We start from the raw sequence: 18,335 nt of genomic DNA on the forward strand, positions 1-18,335 counted from the left end.
GTTCTCGTCGTTCGCAGCGGAGAAAACGCGGGGGTAACGCATCGTCCCCGTGACGCCGTTGCGCTACTTCATCCGTCTCCGGTCTCGCCCATCCGCTCGGAGTAGTCCCAGCTGTAGACTTCCCGTGGCTCGATTCGGATGCGGACCTCCTCCCGGTCGTCGCCGAGCAGCCACTCGCCGAGTTCGGAGTCGGTCCCGCCGAGGTAGCGCTCGACGAGGTCCCGCAGGACCGCCTTGCCCTCGTCGGGCGAGAGCGCGGCGGTGCCGTTCCCCCTGACCCCGCGGTAGGGAACGTCGTTCGTGGAGACCTCGAAGGCGACTCCCGAATCGTTGCGGAGGTACCGGACGACGTCCGCGGTCGCGCCCGTCGCGCACTCGAACGCTCCGTCGCGGTAGCGGTACCACAGCGCGACCATCCAGAGCGACTCGTCCGGCCGGTGGGCAGCGATCCGGATCGGGATCGTCACCTCCTGAAGGAACGCCTCGACCTCGCCTTCCGTCCACGCGCCGCGGAAGTCGGTCATGGGGGATAGTTCGCGCGGCACGCTGAAAAAGCTCCACCGGGCGCGAAACGCCGTGGCTCCGGGCCGGGCACTCGGCTCGGTGTTACGCCGGACGAAACGCCCGGACGGTGTCCCGGTCCCCCGACTCGGCGGCGACCTCGACGAGGCCGAGGTCGGTGAAGACGCGGTTCCAGTCGCGGTAGTAGAGGGGGACGTCCTCCCTGACGTAGTTCACCTCGGGGTCCGTCGCGTTCGGGTCGCCGTCGCCCTCGTTCTCGACGGTGACGACGAGGTCGTCCGCGATCCGGACCAGTTCCTCGAACACCCACTCGACGTCGGGGTGGAGGTGCTGGAGCGTCTCCACGGAGTAGACGGCGTCGAACTGCCCGTCGTCGAAGTCGCGGACGACGTCCTCGATCGCGTCGACGTAGAACGTCCCGTCCCCGTAGAGGTCGGGGTAGGCGTCCGCCATCACGTCGAACGCGTCGGCGTTGACCTCGATCCCCGCGAGGTTTTCGAAGCCGCCCTCGTAGAGGTGCGAGAGGTGTCGGCCCGAACTGCAGCCGAGTTCCAGGACGCGCGCGTCCCGGTCGAGGAAGCGATCGAGGAGGCTGCGAACCGACTCGCTCCGCTCGTCCGGGCCGTAGTAGGCGTAGTACTCCGGCGAGTACTCACCGGAGCGTTCCGCCCACTGTCGGCGAACCTCGTTAGAATTCACGTATAGGGACTCCCGCGTACACGTAAAGTCTCGTCGGACTCCCCCTTAGCCCTCATCGGCGGTCGTCGGGTATTTCCCGACCGCGGACACGTCATCGCGTCTCAACGGGGGGTTGCCGAATACGCCGCGGATGTCCGAGGGTACCGCGTCCGCGTCTCCGGCGGCTCGATGGGTGGTGTTCACTGGTCCCGCCCTCTCCGGGACGTACACGGCGTGGGAACCGCTCGCAGTCGTCGGATGGGTATCGGAACGGCTGGATCGAGCGCCGAGCGGTCGGCCGCAGTTCGAGGCGCCGTACCGACCTCCGCACGCCAGCGGCCAGAGTTAAACGTTTCCCGAAAGTACCCAGACCTAATGAACCAGCAAGTCGACCCGAACGGCCGGCGGGGGGCGCCGGCTCCCGGGGGGGAACTCTCGGCACTGCGGGAGAGTCCGGAGTTCCGCGGCCCGATCGAACCGGGCGACGACCACGACCACTCCAACGACCATCTCGCCCTGCTCTACGAGACTCGCGACGAGCAGTTCGACGCCGTCGTTCCGTTCCTCCGAGAGGGGTTAGAGCGGGGCGAGCGGTGTCTCTACGTTGCCGACCAGCGCTCCCGGGAAGCGGTGCTCGCGGCGATGCGGGACCGCGGTGTCGACGCCGACGCCGCCGTGGAGTCCGGCGCGCTCACCGTCCTCACGCCGTCGGAGACGTACCGCAGGACCGGGGAGTTCGACCGGGACGCGATGCTCACGTTCTGGGAAGACGCCCTCGACGAGGCGAAAAGCGACGAGGGCTACGAAGGGGTCAGGGCGGCCGCCGAGATGACGTGGGCGCTCGACGGCACCGACTTCGAGTGTCTGGTTGAGTACGAAGCCGTGCTCAACGACCTCTACGAGGGCGAGGACTACGTCGTCATGTGCCAGTACGACCGCGAGCGGTTCCCGGCGTCGGTCGTCCGAGACGTCGTCGAGACCCACCCCCACGTCGTCAGCGGCGGCACCGTCTCGCGGAACTTCTACTACACGCCGCCCGAGGAGTTCTTCGCCCCCGAGGACCCGGAGCGCGAGGTCGAACGGATGGTACAGACGCTGCAGGCGCACACCGAGGCGAAGACGGGGCTCCGGGAACACCGGCAGTATCTCCGCGAACTGTACGAAATCACTGCCGACGGCGACCTCTCGTTCGACGAGAAGATGGACCGCCTGCTTGATCTGGGGTGCGACCGGTTCGACCTCGACATGGGGTTTTTCCTGAAGCTGGAGGGCGACGAGTTCCGGGTGGTCAGGACGCGGGGGACGGACCTGGAGGAGGGCGTCGCGACGCTGTCGGCGTGTCCCGGCCAGTACTGCAAGCAGACGATCACGGTGGAAGAGCCGGTCGGCGTCGAGGACGTCGCGGCCGCCGGCTGGGACGACGACCCGCTCTATCGTGAGCACGGCCTCGGCTGCTACCTCGGTTCGCGCGTGACGGACGGCGACGGCGTCTTCGGGTCGGTGTGTTTCTCCGCCGGGACCTCGCGCGAGGTCGAGTTCGCAGACGCCGAGTACGCCTTCCTCGACCTGATGGGCCAGTGGGTCAGCTACGAACTCGAACGCGAGCAGCGCGAGGCGGCGCTCCAGCGGTCGAAAGATCGCTTCGAGGGGATCTTCGAGAACAGCCTCGACGGTATCTTCATCAACGACCCCTACGCCGACGAGATGATCGACGCGAATCCGGCGGGCTGCGAGATGCTCGGCCACTCGCGGGAAGAGGTCCTGTCGAAGGGACCCTCGGACTTCCACCCCGACGAGATGGACCGCTTTCAGGAGTTCGTGGAAGAGGTCTACGAGGAGGGGTCCGGATGGACGGACGAACTGACCTGCCTCCGCAGCGACGGCCGGCGGATCCCGGTCGATATGTCGGCGTCGCGGCTCGACTACGACGACCGGTCGGCCATGCTCGCCATCGTCCGGGACATCAGCGAGCGAAAGGAGCACGAGCGATTCCAGCGCCGGTTGTACGACGTCGCGGCCGATCCCGACCGGTCGTTCGACGAGAAGCTGCAGGCGATGCTCGATCTGGGGTGCGAGCGGTTCGGGACGGACCTGGGCGGGATCGCCCGCGTCGATCCGGACACCGACCTCTTCGAGGTGGAGGCGACGAACGGGGACCACGAGTACCTCGTCCCCGGCGACCGGTACCCGTTCTCGGAAACCTACTGTCGGCTGGTGACGGAGGACGGCCAGACGGCCGGCGTCGCCGACCCCGATCCGGAGGAGTACGAGGGGCAACTCTGCTACGACCGGTTCGGCGTCCGCACGTACCTCGGGACGTACCTCGAAGTCGACGGCGACGTCGACCGGACGTTCTGGTTCGTCTCGAACGAGCCGCGAGACGAGGCGTTCTCGGAGGCGGAACGGACGTTCCACCGCCTGATGGGCCAGTGGGTCAGCTACGAACTCGAACGGAAGCAGTACGAGGACGAACTGGAGGGGACGGTCGAGCGGCTTCAGCAGTCGAACGAACGGCTGGAGCAGTTCGCATACGCCGCCTCCCACGACCTGCAGGAGCCCCTCCGGATGGTGTCCAGTTACCTGCAGCTTATCGAGAACCGGTACGGGGAGGACCTCGACGACGACGCTCGGGAGTTCCTCGACTTCGCCGTCGACGGCGCGAACCGGATGCAGGCCATGATCGAGGGCCTGCTCGAGTACTCGCGGATCGAGACCCGCGGCAATCCGTTCGAGCCGGTCGAACTCGACGCCGTCCTCGAGGACGTGCGGGCGGACCTGCAGCTACAGATCGCGGAGAGCGGCGCCGAGATCGAGGCCGACGAACTGCCGCGCGTCCGGGGCGACGAGAGCCAACTGCACCAGCTGTTCCAGAACCTGCTCTCGAACGCGATCGAGTACAGCGGCGACGGCCCGCCGCGGGTGAGCGTCTCGGCCGAGCGGACCGGCGGGCGGTGGGTGATCTCGGTCAGCGACGACGGGATCGGTATCGACCCCGACGACGCGGACCGGATCTTCGAGGTGTTCCAGCGCCTGCACGCCCGCGACGAGTACGAGGGGACGGGGATCGGGCTCGCGCTCTGCAAGCGGATCGTCGAGCGCCACGGCGGCGACATCTGGGTCGATTCCCACCCCGGTGACGGGGCCACGTTCTCGTTCACCCTGCCCGACTCCCAGCCCGAATCGTCGTCCGACTGATCCCCTGCAGGGACGGGTTTCCGTCCTCTCACCCGTCCGAACGCTCCCCGAAGACGCTTACCCGCGCGCGGCGAACGGTACCCGTGGCTCGTTTACTATCGTCGTTACGGGGGGAGAGCGAGGAAACGGAAACGACGCTCGACGTGACCGTCGAGCGGGAAGACCCGACGCCGTCGCCGCGGAAGGGGTTGCGGAAGGCGGCGCTCGGACTCGGCGTTCTGGCCCTGGCGTACGTCGCGTCGCGTCGTGCCGGCTCCGGGGAGGTCGTGCCCGACGAACTGCGCGAGAAGGCGAGCGACGCGCTGCCGACGGACACGGGCGAGTCGACGGGCGAACCCGAGTCGGGGGCCGCGATCGTCGAGCGGATGCACGGTGGTGATGGAGACGGTACGGCCGGCGCGGAACCGATCGCCAACTACCTCTCGGGCGAGGGGCCCTCCGACGAGGTGATAGCGGGCCGAGCCGAAGAAGAGGTCGACGAGGAACCCGCCGAGCCGGGCGAGATGAACGTCGACGAGGAGGTCGTCGACGAGATCATCGACGACGACGAGGAGAGCACGTAAGGCTCCGGGCGACCGCGGCGCCCACCTTTATTTTTCTATGTGATCGACTACCACACGATGGAGAACGCTCGCACCGTCGTCCGGGACGACGCCGGATCGGCGGGGTACACGCTCGTCGTCGCGGTGTCTAACCCCGACAACGTCGAGCAGTTGATGCGTACCGCGGTCGACGTCGCCGGGAGCAACGACGGGGAGATCCGCGTCGTGAGCGTGATCCACAAGCCCGCCACGTCGCCGTTCCTGCTGTTCGCGGAGGAGGACATCAAGCGGGAGTACGCCGACGGGCAGGGGGCGGTCGCCGATCGGGCGGTGGCCGCCGCCGACGAGTCGTCGGTCCCGGTCCGGCGGAGCGTCGTGGTCGGCAGCGACGTGGCCGACGCCATCCTCTTGACGGTCGAGGAGGCCGACGCGGACGCCCTGCTGATCGGGTGGCAGGACCGCCCGCGGCCGGTCGACATCGTCCTCGGGACGACGGTCGACCCGGTCATCCGGCGCGCGCCCTGCGACGTGTTCGTCGAGCGCGTCGGGACGACCGCCGACGGGATCGACCGGGTCCTCCTGCCGACCGACGGCGGCCCGCACGTCGACCTCGCGGCGGACGTAGTCGACGCGGTCGCAGTCGCGAACGACGCGGCTGTCACCGTCGTCTCCTACGCCGGTAGTGGCGCCCCGGAAGCCGACTTCCGAACCGCCCGGGAGCACGTCGAGCGCGCGAGCGATCGGCTGTCGGTCGACGAGGTCGAAGCGAGCGTCCGCGAGACGACCGACCCGGCGAACGCGATCGTCTCGCTGGCGGCGGAGCACGACCTGGTCGCGCTCGGGGCGACACCCGAGGGGGTCGTCCGGGACCGAGTCGTCGGCTCGGTCGCGGAGACCGTCGGCGGGCGCGCCGCCCCGCCGATCGTCATCGCGAAGCGAGACACCGGACGCTCGTTCGTCGAGCGGACGCTCGGCCGGCTGCGGTGAGGGTCAGTCCGCGTCGGCCACGGCGCCGGCGTCGAACTCGCCGGGCGCGCCGCCGTCCTCGGCCGAGCGGGGCTCGACCTCGTCGAGCGCCCGATCGAAGTGTTCGACGGTCAGTTCGATGTCCTCGACCGCGGCGTCCGCCTTCTCGGCGGTCGCGCGGACGTACTCCCGGACGGCGATCGTCGCCGCCTCGCGGCAGACGGCCTCGACGTCGGCCCCCGTGTAGCCCTCGGTCCGGGCGGCGAGGCCGTCGAGGTCGACGTCGTCGGCCAGCGGCTTGTCCTCGGTGTGGATCCCGAAGATCTCGCGGCGGGCGTCCTCGTCCGGGAGGTCGACCTCGACGTGGCGGTCGAGGCGACCGGGCCGGAGCAGGGCGTCGTCGATGAGGTCCGGGCGGTTGGTCGTCGCGATGACGACCACGTTCTCCAGCTCCTCGAGGCCGTCGAGCTCGGTCAGCAGCTGCGAGACGACGCGCTCGCCGACGTCGCTGTCGCCGACGCCGCTCCCGCGCTCGGCGGCGACCGCGTCGATCTCGTCGAAGAAGACGACCGACGGGGAGTTCTCGCGGGCCTTGCTGAACACCTCGCGGACGCCCTTCTCGCTCTCGCCGACGTACTTGTCGAACAGCTCGGACCCCTTGACGGAGATGAAGTTGCTCTCGGACTGGCTGGCGACGGCCTTCGCCAGCAGGGTCTTGCCGGTGCCCGGCGGGCCGTACAGCAGGACGCCCTTCGCCGGTTCGAGGCCCGCGTGCTCGTAGGCGCTCGCGTGCTCCAGCGGCCACTGGACGGTCTCGCGGAGGCGCTCTTTCGCCTCCTCCAGGCCGCCCACGTCGTCCCAGGCGACGTCGGGCACCTCGACGAACACCTCGCGCAGCGCCGAGGGCTCGATCCCCTTCAGCGCCTCGCGGAAGTCCTCGTCCGAGACGGCGATGGAGTCGAGCACCTCGGCGTCGATCCGGTCCGCTTCGAGGTCGAGTTCGGGCCGTACCCGCCGGAGAGCGCGCATCGCGGCCTCCTTCACGAGGTTCTCTAGGTCCGCGCCGACGAAGCCGTGGGTGTTCTCGGCGTACTGACCGAGATCGACGTCTTCGAGCGGCATGCCGCGCGTGTGGATCCGGAGGATCTCCTCGCGGCCGTCGCGGTCCGGGACGCCGATCTCGATCTCGCGGTCGAAGCGGCCGGGGCGGCGGAGCGCGGGGTCGACGGCGTCGACGCGGTTCGTCGCCGCGATCACCGTCACCTCGCCGCGCTCCTCGAGCCCGTCCATCAGGCTGAGCAGCTGGGCGACGACGCGCTGCTCAACGTCGCCGCCGGCCTCCCCGCGCTCGCCGGCGATGGAGTCGAGCTCGTCGATGAACACGATCGCGGGGGCGTTCTCCTCGGCCTCCTCGAACACCTCGCGGAGCTGCTCCTCGCTCTCGCCGTAGTACTTCGACATGATCTCCGGCCCGCTGATCGTCCGGAAGTGGGCGTCGATCTCGTTGGCGACGGCCTTCGCGATCAGCGTCTTGCCGGTGCCGGGCGGGCCGTGCAGGAGGACGCCCTTCGGCGGCTCGATGCCGAGCTGCTGGAACAGCTCGGGGTGGCGCATCGGCAGCTCGATCATCTCGCGGACCTGGTCGAGCTCGTCGTCGAGGCCGCCGACGTCCTCGTAGGTTACGCCTGCCGGGTCGTAGGCGACCTCGCCCGCGTCGGGCGACGCGTCGCCGCCCCCGACGGGGACCTCCTCGGCGCTCCGGTCGGCGACCTCGATCTCGGTGTCCTCGCGGACGACGACCGTGCCGCGGGGGTCGGTGTCGACGACCCGCAGGGGGACGCGCCGCCCCGACCGGTCGGCGAACAGGCCGAAGCCGACCGGGACCGCGACGGTCTGGCCCGCGGTCACGGCCTGGTCGCGGAGCTCCTCGCGGAGGTGCGAGCCGAGGTCGCCGGAGATCCGGAGGTTGCCGGGAAGCGCCACCGTGAGCCGGTCGGCCGGTTCGACCTCGGTCGGTTCGACCTCGACCGGCTCGTCGATGCCGGCGTCCGCGGCCCGCCGGAGCTGGCCGTCTATCCTGACGACGCCGCGGCCGGCGTCCTCGGCGTCGCTCGGCCAGACGCGCGCGACCGCGCTCCGCCCGTCGCGACCCTGCAGGGTGACGAAGCTGCCGCTCGACAGGCCGAGGTCCTTCAGCGCCTCGCGGTCGATCACCGCCATGCCGCTGCCCGGATCCCTGTTCTTCAGCGGTTTGACCGTGAGCCGCATGGTTCTGATGCAGGAACGGAGCGGTCGGGAGCCGGTGCACCGTCGCCGCCGGGTCACCCCTCGACTTCGATCGTCTTCCCGCGCGTGATCCCGGTCGCGACCGGGAGGCGGACCTCGAGGATGCCGTTCGTGTACTCGGCGGCGATGGCCTCGTCGTCGACGTCCTTCGGGAACCGGAACCGGCGGTGGTAGGTCCGTTGCCGGTCGCGCTTCTCGTCCTCGTGTTCGGCGGCGACGTTCAGCACGCCCTCGTTCCACGACACGTCGATGTCGGCGGGGTCGAAGCCCGGCAGCTCGACGGTGAGGACGAACTCGTCGTCCTCCTCGTACAGCTCGTAGTCGCTCTCGGTCGTCTCGAACAGTCGGCTCGGTACGTTCGCGCTTCGCAGCCAGTTGCTGGCGGGATTGCGACGCAGAGCCATGGCTGTTCACCTCGGTGTCCATTTCGACGTTGTTTGTGGTTCTATATAAAACTTTGCCCGTCAGTGACCGCTGAAGACGCAGGCTACGCGTGCCGTCAGACGACCGTGCGGACCGCTGCACGTCGAAGCGTCGAGGAAAAGCTACGAGTTAGTCGATGTGGCCTTCGCGGCGAAGCTGGTCGGCGTCCTGGCCCGAGTAGCGCCACTCGATGTTGGCCTTCTCGTCCTGCCAGTCCCACGGCTCCACGAGCACGACGTCGTCCTCGTTGATCCAGGTCCGGTACTTCATGCGGCCGGGGATCCGGCCCATCCGGTTCTTGCCGTCCTCGCAGCGGACGCGGACGTGGTTACCGCCGTTGTGTTCGGTGACGACGGCGAACAGCTCGTCGTCGTCGGGCATGCGAAGGTTCTTTCGCTGGGATTCTTCAGTCACTACTACGTATAGGGCCTCCACTCATTTAAGTCATCGGAGAGATGTGATATCGTTTACCACGACGCGGCCGCCGCGTCGTCGCTCACTCGTCTTCCAGCAGCGCGTCGTCGCTCACTCGTCTTCCAGCAGCGCGTCGTCGCTCACTCGTCTTCCAGCAGCGCGTCGTCGCTCACTCGTCTTCCAGCAGCGCGTCGTCGCCGTGGCGCTCGCGGAGGTCCGCCAGATACGCCCGCTGCTCCCGCAGGCCGTCGGTCGGCTCCGCGTAGACGTGTTCGAACATCTCCGCCGGGTTCCCCTCGAACGCCTCCGCTTCCTCGATCAGTTCCGATAGCGTCGCGTCGATCGCCTCGTCCATCGCGGCGACGCGGTCGTCGTCGACGATCCCCCGGTCCCGGAGAAACGCCTCGAAGCGGTCGAGCGGATCCCGCTGTTTCCAGCGCTCGACTTCCTCGTCCTCGCGGTAGACGGAGGGGTCGTCCGCCGTTGTGTGCGCGCCGAAGCGGTACTGAACGGCCTCGATCATCGTCGGCCGCGGCTCGTCGTCGGGGGCGACGGCCTTCTCGCGGGCCGCCTTCGTCGCGACGAACGTCGCCAGCGGGTCCATCCCGTCGACCTGAACCCCCTCGAAGCCGTAGGCGTGGGCCTTCTGCGCCAGCGTCTCGCTCGCGGTCTGCTTCTCGCGCGGGACCGAGATGGCCCACTGGTTGTTGTTGCAGAAAAACACCGTCGGCGTGTCGAACACGCCGGCGAAGTTCATGCCCTCGTGGAAGTCGCCCTCGCTGGTCGCGCCGTCGCCGAAGTGGACCAGGCTGGCGCGCTCGTCGCCGTTCAGCTTCGACGCCCAGGACCAGCCGACGGCGTGGGGGACGTGGTCGCCGATGGTGATGTTGAGCGGGAAGACGTTCGCCTCGGCGATGGCCGAGTTGCCGCGCTCGTGGCCCATCCAGTAGATCAGGTACTCCCAGGGCATCTCGCGGGCGGCGACGGCCCCGTGCTCGCGGTACTGGTAGAAGATCGTGTCCTCGTCGGCGAGCGCGTACGTCGAGCCGATCTGCGACCCCTCCTGCCCGGCTAGCGAGGAGTAGGTGCCCATCCGTCCCTGCCGCTGGAGGCTGGTCATGCGGTCGTCGAAGCGCCGGCAGAAGCGCATGTCCCGGAGCATCGACGCCAGCGTCTCGTCGTCGAGGTCCGGGACCAGATCCGGTGCGACGACGTTCCCGCCGGCGTCGAGAACACGCACCGTGTCGTCGGGAGCCCGGTCGAAGAGGTCGCGTGGCATGCTGCCAGTACGGTGGTGAACGAGGACCAAAAAGGTGGGTTCGCGGGCAATACGCACCGAGCGCCGCGGAGACGGGAGCCGTCCCCCGTCCCGTGCCGGCGGGAGTTTACCGCTTCTCGAACCGGTGGAGCACGACCTCGCTGTCGTCGTGCCACTCGAAGTGCTCGTGGGCGTGGTTCAGCATCCGGCGGTACTCCTCCAGGTCGTCGAAGCCCTCCTTCCGCGCGTCCGCGTCGGTCAGGTCGCCGAGCGTCCGCTCGGTCACCGCGACCACCTCGAACGACTCGCCGTCGACGGTGAACTCGTCGCCCTCGTCGGCGTACTGGTGGCCGCGATGGACCTTACTGTCGGCTGTAACCCCCTGAACGATATCGCCGCTCCGAGCGGCGATGACGTTCGCGTAGTTACAGCCGACAGTACTGCGTCACGTCGCCCTCGGCCGCGCCGGTGCGCATCCGCTCGCTCGGGAGCAGTTCGTCGGCGTCGATCTCGCTCATGGTCTGACCGTAGGACCGACCGACCAAAACTGACGGGGTCCCGCGTCGCCTTCCGCGACCGAAAACCATTGCCGTCGCTCGCCCGAACTCGGCGTCATGCGACTCGCACGCGTTCGAACCGACGACGGCGCGGTGACCGGCGAGTACGAGGACGGCGTGGTTCGCGCGGACGGCGAGGAGTACGCCGTCGGCGGACCAGACGGCGCCGACCTGCTCCCGCCCTGCGTCCCGTCGGCGATGTACTGCGTCGGCCGGAACTACGCCGAGACGCTCGACCAGATGGACTACGAGCGCCCCGAGCAGCCGGACTGGTTCATCAAGCCGCCCGCGTCCGTTCACCCGCCGGGCGAGCCCGTCGAGTACCCCGAGTGGACGGACGAACTGACCTACGCCGGCGAGCTGGCCGCGGTCATCGACGAGACGTGCGCGGACCTCGCGCCCGACGAGGTAGACGACGTCGTCCGCGGGTACACCATCATGAACGACCTCGACGCGCTCGACCAGCCCGGCCGCACCGCCCGGAAGGCGTTCGACGGGTCGGGACCGCTCGGGCCGTGGATCGAGACCGACGTCGACCCGGAGAACCTCGACGTGACGACGCACGTGGGCGGCGAGTTACGACAGGAGGCGAACACCGAACTGATGCTGTTCCCGCCGCGGGAGACGATCGCCTTCCTCTCGGAGCGGTACACGTTCCGGCCGGGCGACGTGGTCGCGTTCGGTAGCCCGGCGAATCCGGGCCTCGTCGAACCGGGAGAAGAGGTCGAGATCCGGTACGAGGGGATCGGGACGCTCCGGAACGAAGTCGTCTCGGAGTAGTCGAAGCCGGGTCAGTTCAGCGACTCGACCTCCTCCGTGAGGTCCTCGGGCTCGTCGACGGGACCGTTGACGAACATCCCGTGGGCCATGATGAGGATGGCGACGAGCCCCGCGACGCTGACCGCGATGCGGACCGACAGCGAGGTGAGGAGCCCGATGGTTCCCCCGAGCAGCATGCTCAGCCCGACGCCGATCAGGACGAGATCGTAGTATTTCCACGTGTATCCCATACTGAACAGTACGACGGCCATCCGTGAAGTTCTGTCGGTGGTGAGGTCTTCGTTCTCCGGGTTTCCGCCGCACTCGCTACCGAACACCCGTACCCGAGGCCTGCCTCTCCGGCGGCGCTCGCCGCTCCGGGAGCCTGTCACTCCTCCGTCTCGGGGTCCGCGCCGATGGACTCACCGGCGTTCACCCGCGGCGTGACGGCGTCGCCGTGGATCAGTTCGGTGAACCCGATACGCAGGAGCTGGATGCCGAGAACCAGCACCAGCGGGCCGAAGAAGAGCCCGTACCACCCGAACAGTACCGGGCCGAGCACGTACGCCAGGAGCACGAGGCCGACGTGGGTCTTGCGGCCGGCGATCCGGGGCAGCAGGTACGTCATGGGCAGCAGGTCGAGGACGGCCAGACAGACCGCGAACAGCACGACAGGGAAGACGAGCAGCGCCGGGTCCGTCCGCACCGCCATCGCCGCCAGAGCTGCCGTCAGCGGCACGTACACGACTTTCCCGACCACGAGGGGGACCAGGCTGGCGAAGCCGGTCAGCATCGCCAGCGCGGTCGGCGCAGGGATCGCGACCGCCGACGGCGCGACGAGGTTGTACCCGTGGTAGACGACCGTCGCCATCGCGGCGACGAGGCCGAGAAGCACGACGTTCCCGAAGTAGATCGTCGCGAGGTCGCTGTCGACGGCGGTGAGGTACGCGAACAGCGCGTCCCCCTCGTCGGCGACGTTGTCACAGAACCACGACCGGATGCTGTCGTCGTCCCGGAGGAGGTAGAAGGCGATGGCGAGCGCGATGACGACGTGGAGGAGGCCGTCCGCGAGAAAGGCCAGCGCTCCGGCGCCGGTCGTAGCGATCCCTATCGCCGAGTCGGTGTCGGCGTCCGCGGCCAGCGTCTTCAGTTCGTCCACGGGGTTCCGCGTGGGGTCGATCCCGACGTACGACTCCAGCGCGCTCGCCACCGCGTCGACCCCGCTCGGCCCGAGTTCCTGGATCGCCACGACGATGACCGAGCCGACCAGCACCAGCACGGGAACGGCGATCGCGACGAGCGTCAGGCCCGCGGACGCCCCGCGTGACAGGTGCCCCCTGAACCGGCGGTCCAGCGGCCGCATCCCGTAGTAGACGAACAGGCCGAGGACGAACGTCCCGACGAGCTCGTGGAGGACGAACGCGAACGCCGCCGCGAGCACGAGCGTGAGGAACCACCACCCGGCGCGGGACCGGTCGACGGCCGGCAGTGCAGGCGTCATGGGAGCGATACCCCGCGGCGAGGGAAAAGCGTCGCCCCGCCGCGCACGAGGGCCCCGCGGAGAGCCGCCGACCTGCCCGGTCGTGCGGCTACGCCAGCCGATCGCCGAGGCGTCGGAGCGTCTCCGGCCCGCCCGCTTCCCCCTCCAGTTCCGGCAGCTCGACGACCTCGCGGCCCGGGAACCGCTCGCGGATCTCCGCGAGCCGCTCGGTGTGGCGCTCCTCCAGCGACCGGCACCGCGAGCAGTCGCATCCGGTGTCCCGGAGCACGCGGTTGACGACGAGCCGGCCGACCGGCACGCCGTCCTCGCGGAGCGTCTCGACCAGCCGCTCCGTCTCCGCGATGGCCATCGCCTCCGGCACCAGCACCGGGCGGAACTCGGTCCGGTCGGGGTCTCTGAGCACCGTCCCGGCGCGTTCGAAGCGCGCCCGCACGTCGTCGATGTCGTCCCCGTCGTCGCCGCCGAAGAACGCGGCGGGGCCGAACACCACGCTCCGCGCGGAGTCGACCATCCGGCTCACCTGCCCCCGGAGCTTTCCGGCGGCGGCGAGCGAGGCGTCGAGCACGTCCGGCAAGTCGAGCAGGCGGAGCGTGTGGCCCGTGGGAGCGGTGTCCAGAACGACCGCGTCGAACGCGGGCGCGTCGCCGGACGCCTCTCCGTCCTCGGCTCTGTCGCCGGGCCCCTCCGCCGCGTACTCCGCGAGCAGGTCGAGCGCGGCCGCCTCGTCGCCGCCGGGGAGCACGCCCGCGCCGAACAGCGCCTCCATGTCCTCCTCGTCCATCCGCAGCCCCGCCGAGCGGAACTCGTCCGCCAGCGCCTCGACCACTCGGCGGTAGGCGGCCTGCCCGCGCTCGGGGCCGACCTCGACGGCGTGGAGGCCCGGCGTCACGTCGCGGAGTTCCCGCACCTCGTCGCCGACCGCGACGCCGAGCGAGTCGCCCAGCGAGTGCGCCGGGTCCGTCGAGACGACGAGGGCGCGCTCCCCCCGGTCGGCGAGGACGAGTGCGGTCGCCGCGGCGCAGGTCGTCTTGCCGACGCCGCCTTTCCCGCCGTAGCAGACGACGCGGGTCACGGCTCCGTCCGCACCGGGCGAACGCCCAGATACGCCCTCTGTCCCGGGTACGCCTCGCCGCGGAGCGCGGCGAGCAGCTGCGCCGCGGCGGTGTGGTTCCCGTCGGCGACCCACGGGAGTTCGCCGGGGCGGTCCTGCACGAGTATCAGGTCCTCCGGCGGTCCGTCGTCGCCGATGTCGTCCGCGATGTCGGCGACCTCCGCTAGGTCGTGGGCCGTCTCCCGGTCGACGCGCTCCGGGTCGTCCTCGAACAGCCGGTACGCCGCGGTGACCAGCATGCCGTCGTTGACGACCCGCCGCCACTCGTCGTCCTCCGGCCCCTCGACGACGCGCAGGTCGGCGAGTTCGGCCGCCGACAGGTCGAGGCCGAACCACTCCAGCCGCTGCGGTCGAAACGCCCGGGCCGCGATCGGCTTACGGTCGACCAGCTCCGCGACGAGTCGCTCCTCGTCGTCCACGGCGGCAGGGTCGAGGTCCGGTTCGTTCGGGTCGAGTTCGTTCTCCAGCCAGTACCGGACGACCTCCGCTCGCGACGCCGGCTCCATCCCGTCGCGGTCGGCGATGCGCTCCCTGAGGTCCGTGCGGCGGTCCATCGTCCGCCGTACCACGGCCGGCGGGGTAACTGTTCGCCCACCACATGCGGGCAATCGCGTCGGCCGGCGTCTCCGTACCCGGCCCGCAATAGATAAGTGGACAGGTGTTATAGAGAAATAAAGAATGTCCCGAACGATGGGGATAGTCCCCCGTCCGCGGGGAGCCTTGTTGGAAGTTAGCACCGACCACATAATGCACACGGGCGGCGGCGTCCGGACGACGCTGGAGGTGTTCCGGGAGATCTTTCTGGTCTTTCTCGCCCTCGGGACGGTCGTCGGCGTCGTCGTCGTGGGATACATGGTGTACAACGCCTACCGGTATCGGGACGGCAACGGCGACGTCTCCGCCGACGTCGACCGGCCGCGACTGGGTGAACTCCCGGGGGGCGGGGGGAGCGGGAAGAAGCTGTTCGTCTCGTTCGGCATCAGCGCCTTCATCGTCGTCTCGCTCATCGGCTGGACGTACGGCACGCTCCAGTACGTCGAGGACGGCCCGCCGGAGGCGGAGGCCCAGGAACCGCTGGAGGTGGAGGTGACGGGCTACCAGTTCGGCTGGCGGTTCGAGTACCCGAACGGCCACACTAACTCCACGCTCCGGGTGCCGGCGGACCGTCCGATACGGTTGATAGTGACCTCCGACGACGTGTTCCACACCCTCGGCATACCCGACCAGCGGGTCAAGACCGACGCCATCCCCGGCCAGACGACGCGGACGTGGTTCGTCGCCGAGGAGACCGGCGAGTTCGAGGTCCGCTGCTACGAGCTCTGCGGCGAGGGCCACTCCTACATGGTCGCCGACGGCGTCGTGATGGACCAGTCCTCCTTCGACCGGTGGTACGCGAACGCGAGCGCCGACGGCGAGGAGTCGGACGAGTCCGCCTCGAACGAGACGGACGACTCGGCGACGAACGAGTCGACCGCGATCGACGACGGCGCGGCGGTGGCCGCGCCTGGACCGACCCCCTTCGAGCTAACGACGTTCCCCATCGAAGCATGACGGAGGACGCTCACGCCGGCAACGGCCACGACGGACTGCCCCCCCAGAGTTCGGTGAAGCGATGGCTCATCACGACGAACCACAAGGACGTCGGCATCCTGTACATCGTCACCTCGCTGTTCTTCCTCGTGTTCGGCGGCACCCTCGCCCTGCTCATGCGGGTCGAACTGCTCTCGGCCACGCAGACCATCATCGCGCCCGGCGCGTACAACGAGGCGGTGACGGCCCACGGCCTCATCATGGTCTTTTTCTTCATCTCGCCGTTCGCGTTCGGCTTCGCCAACTACGTCGTCCCGCTCCAGATCGGGGCGGAGGACCTCGCTTTCCCCCGACTGAACGCGCTGTCGTACTGGCTGTACCTCTTCTCGGGCCTGCTGTTCGGGGCCTCCTTCTTCCTCGGCGGGACGTTCTCCGGCGGGTGGACGATGTACGCGCCGCTGAATATGCCGGCGTACACGCCGACGGTCGGGGGGACGACCGCCGTCCTCGCCCTGATGCTGTTCGTCGCCTCGGTGACCGTGTCGTCGGTGAACTTCCTCACGACGATGCACCGCATGCGGGCGGAGGGACTGAAGACGCTGAAGCTCCCGCTTTTCACGTGGACGATCCTGCTGACGGTGTGGATGATGCTGTTCGCGTTCGCGGCGCTTCTGGCCGCCCTCATCATCCTCTCGGCCGACCGCATCGTCGGCACGGTGTACTTCCAGGCGACCGAGGGCGGGTCCCTGCTGTGGGCGCACCTGTTCTGGTTCTTCGGCCACCCCGAGGTGTACATCGTCTTCTTCCCGGCGCTGGGCGTGATGGCCGAGTGCTTCCAGACGTTCTGCGGCCGGCGGATCGTCGGCCGGAAGTGGTTCATCGCGGCGATGGTGCTGGTGGCGCTCCAGAGCTTCTTCGTCTGGATGCACCACATGTTCCTCACGTCGATCAACCTGCCCATCAAGACGCTGTTCATGGCGACGACGATCGGCATCTCGCTGCCGTTCGACCTGATGGTGTTCGCGCTGATCTACACGATGGTGAAAGGGAAGATCCGGTACACGACGCCGTTCCTGTTCTCGTTCGGCGCGCTCGTGCTGTTCATCATCGGCGGCATCACCGGCGTGTTCCTCGGCGCGGTCGTGCTCGACTACGAGTTCCGCGGCACCTACTGGGTCGTCGCGCACTTCCACTACGTGATGGTCGGCGGCGCGACGGCGCTGTTCGGCGGCCTCTACTACTGGTACCCGAAGATGACCGGGAAGATGTACGACGAGTTCCTCGGGAAGGTCCACTTCGCGCTGTACTTCGTCGGCTTCAACCTGCTGTACTTCCCGATGTTCGTCGCCTGGGAGACGCCGCGGCGCGTGTTCGAGTACAGCCAGAGCTTCGTCGCGTGGCACCAGCTCGCGTCGATCGGCGGCTTCGTCCTCGGCGCGGGCTTTCTCGTCATGTTCTACAACCTCTTCGTCAGCCTGTTCAGGGGCGAGGAGGTCGACGGCAACCCCTGGGAGTACGCCTCCTCGGCCGAGTGGACCGTCCCGTCGCCCCCACCGTTCGAGAACTTCCCCGGCCTCCCGTCGTACGCCGACGGCAGCCTGAAGTTCCTGAACGCGGGGGAGTCGGGCGGCCTCGTCGAGGGCGGTCCGGAGTCGGCGCTCGGTCCCGGCGCCAGCAAGGCCGACGGCGGCACCGCGCCCGGCGAGGAGTCGGTCCCCGGCGACGCGCTGACCGGCGACGAGCGCACCGACGGCGGCGTGACCGCGACGCCCGACACCGTAGCTGCGACCGACGCCGAACTCCCGGAGAGCGACGAGCACGAGGAGCACGCCGACCACGCGAGCCCGTGGCCGCTCGCCATCGGCTTCGCGGCGTTCGTCACGTTCCTCGGTCTCTCCGGGGTGAGAGGCGGCGGGGTGGCCTACCCCGCGCTCACGGTGATCGGCCTCGGTCTCGGGACGGTCTCGTTCGTCTCGATGGGGCTGGAGTCGTTCCACGTCCCGGAGATGGCGGTCGCGGAGCGGTGGCCGTTCGAGGGCGTGGAGAACGGGAAGCTCGGGATGTGGATCTTCCTCGCGTCCGACGTGGTGCTTTTCGGCGCGCTGATCGGGTCGTACGCGTTCATCCGCGTCGCCTACGGCTGGACCTCCTGGCACGTCGTCCCCCACGACCCCATCCCGGGACTGATCAACACCTACCTGCTCCTGACGAGCAGCTTCACCGTGGTCCTGGCGCTGGTCGCCGCGGAGCGCGGGAGCACGCGGGGACTGGTCGGCAGCCTCGGGATCACCGTGCTGTTCGGGGTCGGCTTCCTGTACAACAAGGCCATCGAGTGGCAGGCGCTGTTCCACGAGGGCGTCACCGTCGGGAGCGGCGTCGAGGCGTCGACGTTCTTCCTCACGACCGGCCTGCACGCCGCCCACGTGATCATCGGCCTGCTCATCGCGCTGTTCATGATCGCGCGGGCCGCGAGGGGCGCGTACCTCGGCGAGGAGGGGAGCCGCCCCGTGGAGTACTTCGGGCTGTACTGGCACTTCGTGGACATCGTCTGGCTGTTCCTGTTCCCGCTGTTCTACATCCTGTAGGTGAGCAA

16 protein-coding genes and 1 pseudogene are annotated in these 18,335 nt (G+C 69.0%); 6 read left to right on the top strand and 11 right to left on the bottom strand.

Annotation, left to right across the window (positions count from 1 at the left end):
• Positions 1-68: 68 nt before the first annotated feature.
• Both D8670_RS07045 and D8670_RS07050 read right to left on the bottom strand, forming a co-directional pair.
• A complete protein-coding gene (locus tag D8670_RS07045) occupies positions 69-524 on the bottom strand; it encodes a pyridoxamine 5'-phosphate oxidase family protein (protein WP_121817355.1) in 456 nt (151 codons plus the stop codon).
• Positions 525-606: 82 nt separating this feature from the next.
• Complete coding sequence (locus tag D8670_RS07050) at positions 607-1,221, bottom strand: class I SAM-dependent methyltransferase (RefSeq protein ID WP_121817356.1); 615 nt, start codon at positions 1,219-1,221, stop codon at positions 607-609.
• 354 nt (positions 1,222-1,575) lie between these two features.
• Between D8670_RS07050 and D8670_RS20800 the strand changes: the two genes are divergently transcribed.
• From D8670_RS20800 to D8670_RS07065, 3 genes are all read left to right on the top strand, one after another.
• Positions 1,576-4,395, top strand: a complete 2,820-nt coding sequence (locus D8670_RS20800) for an MEDS domain-containing protein (RefSeq protein ID WP_205254045.1) — start codon at positions 1,576-1,578, stop codon at positions 4,393-4,395.
• Positions 4,396-4,478: 83 nt separating this feature from the next.
• Positions 4,479-4,958 carry a hypothetical protein gene (locus tag D8670_RS07060; protein ID WP_162994218.1) on the top strand — a complete coding sequence of 160 codons (480 nt, stop codon included), beginning with the start codon at positions 4,479-4,481 and terminating at the stop codon, positions 4,956-4,958.
• Positions 4,959-5,015: 57 nt separating this feature from the next.
• Complete coding sequence (locus tag D8670_RS07065) at positions 5,016-5,924, top strand: universal stress protein (protein ID WP_121817592.1); 909 nt, start codon at positions 5,016-5,018, stop codon at positions 5,922-5,924.
• Positions 5,925-5,927: 3 nt separating this feature from the next.
• Here D8670_RS07065 and D8670_RS07070 read toward each other — a convergent pair whose 3' ends face one another.
• The 5 genes and pseudogenes from D8670_RS07070 to D8670_RS21810 all read right to left on the bottom strand — a co-directional run bounded on the left by D8670_RS07070 (position 5,928) and on the right by D8670_RS21810 (position 10,802).
• The gene (locus D8670_RS07070; protein ID WP_121817358.1) at positions 5,928-8,171 is read right to left on the bottom strand and encodes a CDC48 family AAA ATPase; all 2,244 of its coding nucleotides are present in this window, start codon (positions 8,169-8,171) and stop codon (positions 5,928-5,930) included.
• A gap of 53 nt (positions 8,172-8,224) precedes the next feature.
• A complete protein-coding gene (locus D8670_RS07075; protein WP_121817359.1) occupies positions 8,225-8,593 on the bottom strand; it encodes an Hsp20/alpha crystallin family protein in 369 nt (122 codons plus the stop codon).
• Positions 8,594-8,741: 148 nt separating this feature from the next.
• Positions 8,742-9,026, bottom strand: a complete 285-nt coding sequence (locus D8670_RS07080) for a translation initiation factor eIF-1A (protein WP_121817360.1) — start codon at positions 9,024-9,026, stop codon at positions 8,742-8,744.
• Between the two features lie 169 nt (positions 9,027-9,195).
• Entirely contained in the window at positions 9,196-10,305 is a 1,110-nt protein-coding gene (gene pdhA, locus D8670_RS07085; protein WP_121817361.1) for a pyruvate dehydrogenase (acetyl-transferring) E1 component subunit alpha, read from the bottom strand.
• A gap of 106 nt (positions 10,306-10,411) precedes the next feature.
• Positions 10,412-10,802, bottom strand: a pseudogene (locus D8670_RS21810) (ASCH domain-containing protein).
• A 96-nt stretch (positions 10,803-10,898) separates the two neighbouring features.
• Between D8670_RS21810 and D8670_RS07095 the strand changes: the two are divergent.
• Entirely contained in the window at positions 10,899-11,621 is a 723-nt protein-coding gene (locus D8670_RS07095) for a fumarylacetoacetate hydrolase family protein (protein WP_121817362.1), read from the top strand.
• 11 nt (positions 11,622-11,632) lie between these two features.
• Here the strand turns inward: D8670_RS07095 and D8670_RS07100 are convergent, their stop codons facing one another.
• From D8670_RS07100 to D8670_RS07115, 4 genes are all read right to left on the bottom strand, one after another.
• Positions 11,633-11,851: a DUF8015 family protein gene (locus tag D8670_RS07100; protein WP_121817593.1), complete on the bottom strand. Its 219-nt coding sequence runs from the start codon at positions 11,849-11,851 to the stop codon at positions 11,633-11,635.
• A gap of 137 nt (positions 11,852-11,988) precedes the next feature.
• Positions 11,989-13,101, bottom strand: coding sequence for an AI-2E family transporter (locus D8670_RS07105; RefSeq protein WP_121817363.1), 1,113 nt, complete (start codon positions 13,099-13,101; stop codon positions 11,989-11,991).
• Positions 13,102-13,189: 88 nt separating this feature from the next.
• On the bottom strand, positions 13,190-14,173 hold the full coding sequence (locus tag D8670_RS07110) for an ArsA family ATPase (protein WP_121817364.1): 984 nt from the start codon (positions 14,171-14,173) through the stop codon (positions 13,190-13,192).
• Positions 14,170-14,766 carry a hypothetical protein gene (locus D8670_RS07115; RefSeq protein WP_121817365.1) on the bottom strand — a complete coding sequence of 199 codons (597 nt, stop codon included), beginning with the start codon at positions 14,764-14,766 and terminating at the stop codon, positions 14,170-14,172. The genes D8670_RS07110 and D8670_RS07115 overlap by 4 nt, the downstream gene beginning before the upstream one ends.
• Positions 14,767-14,959: 193 nt before the next feature.
• Here D8670_RS07115 and coxB point away from each other — a divergent pair, with 193 nt between their 5' ends.
• Complete coding sequence (coxB, locus tag D8670_RS07120) at positions 14,960-15,763, top strand: cytochrome c oxidase subunit II (RefSeq protein ID WP_121817366.1); 804 nt, start codon at positions 14,960-14,962, stop codon at positions 15,761-15,763.
• Positions 15,760-18,327 carry a cbb3-type cytochrome c oxidase subunit I gene (locus D8670_RS07125; protein WP_121817367.1) on the top strand — a complete coding sequence of 856 codons (2,568 nt, stop codon included), beginning with the start codon at positions 15,760-15,762 and terminating at the stop codon, positions 18,325-18,327. Before coxB ends, D8670_RS07125 begins: the two co-directional genes overlap by 4 nt.
• The last annotated feature ends 8 nt before the right edge of the window (positions 18,328-18,335 follow it).

The organism is Halostella limicola (assembly GCF_003675875.1).
GTDB lineage: Archaea > Halobacteriota > Halobacteria > Halobacteriales > Natronoarchaeaceae > Halostella > Halostella limicola.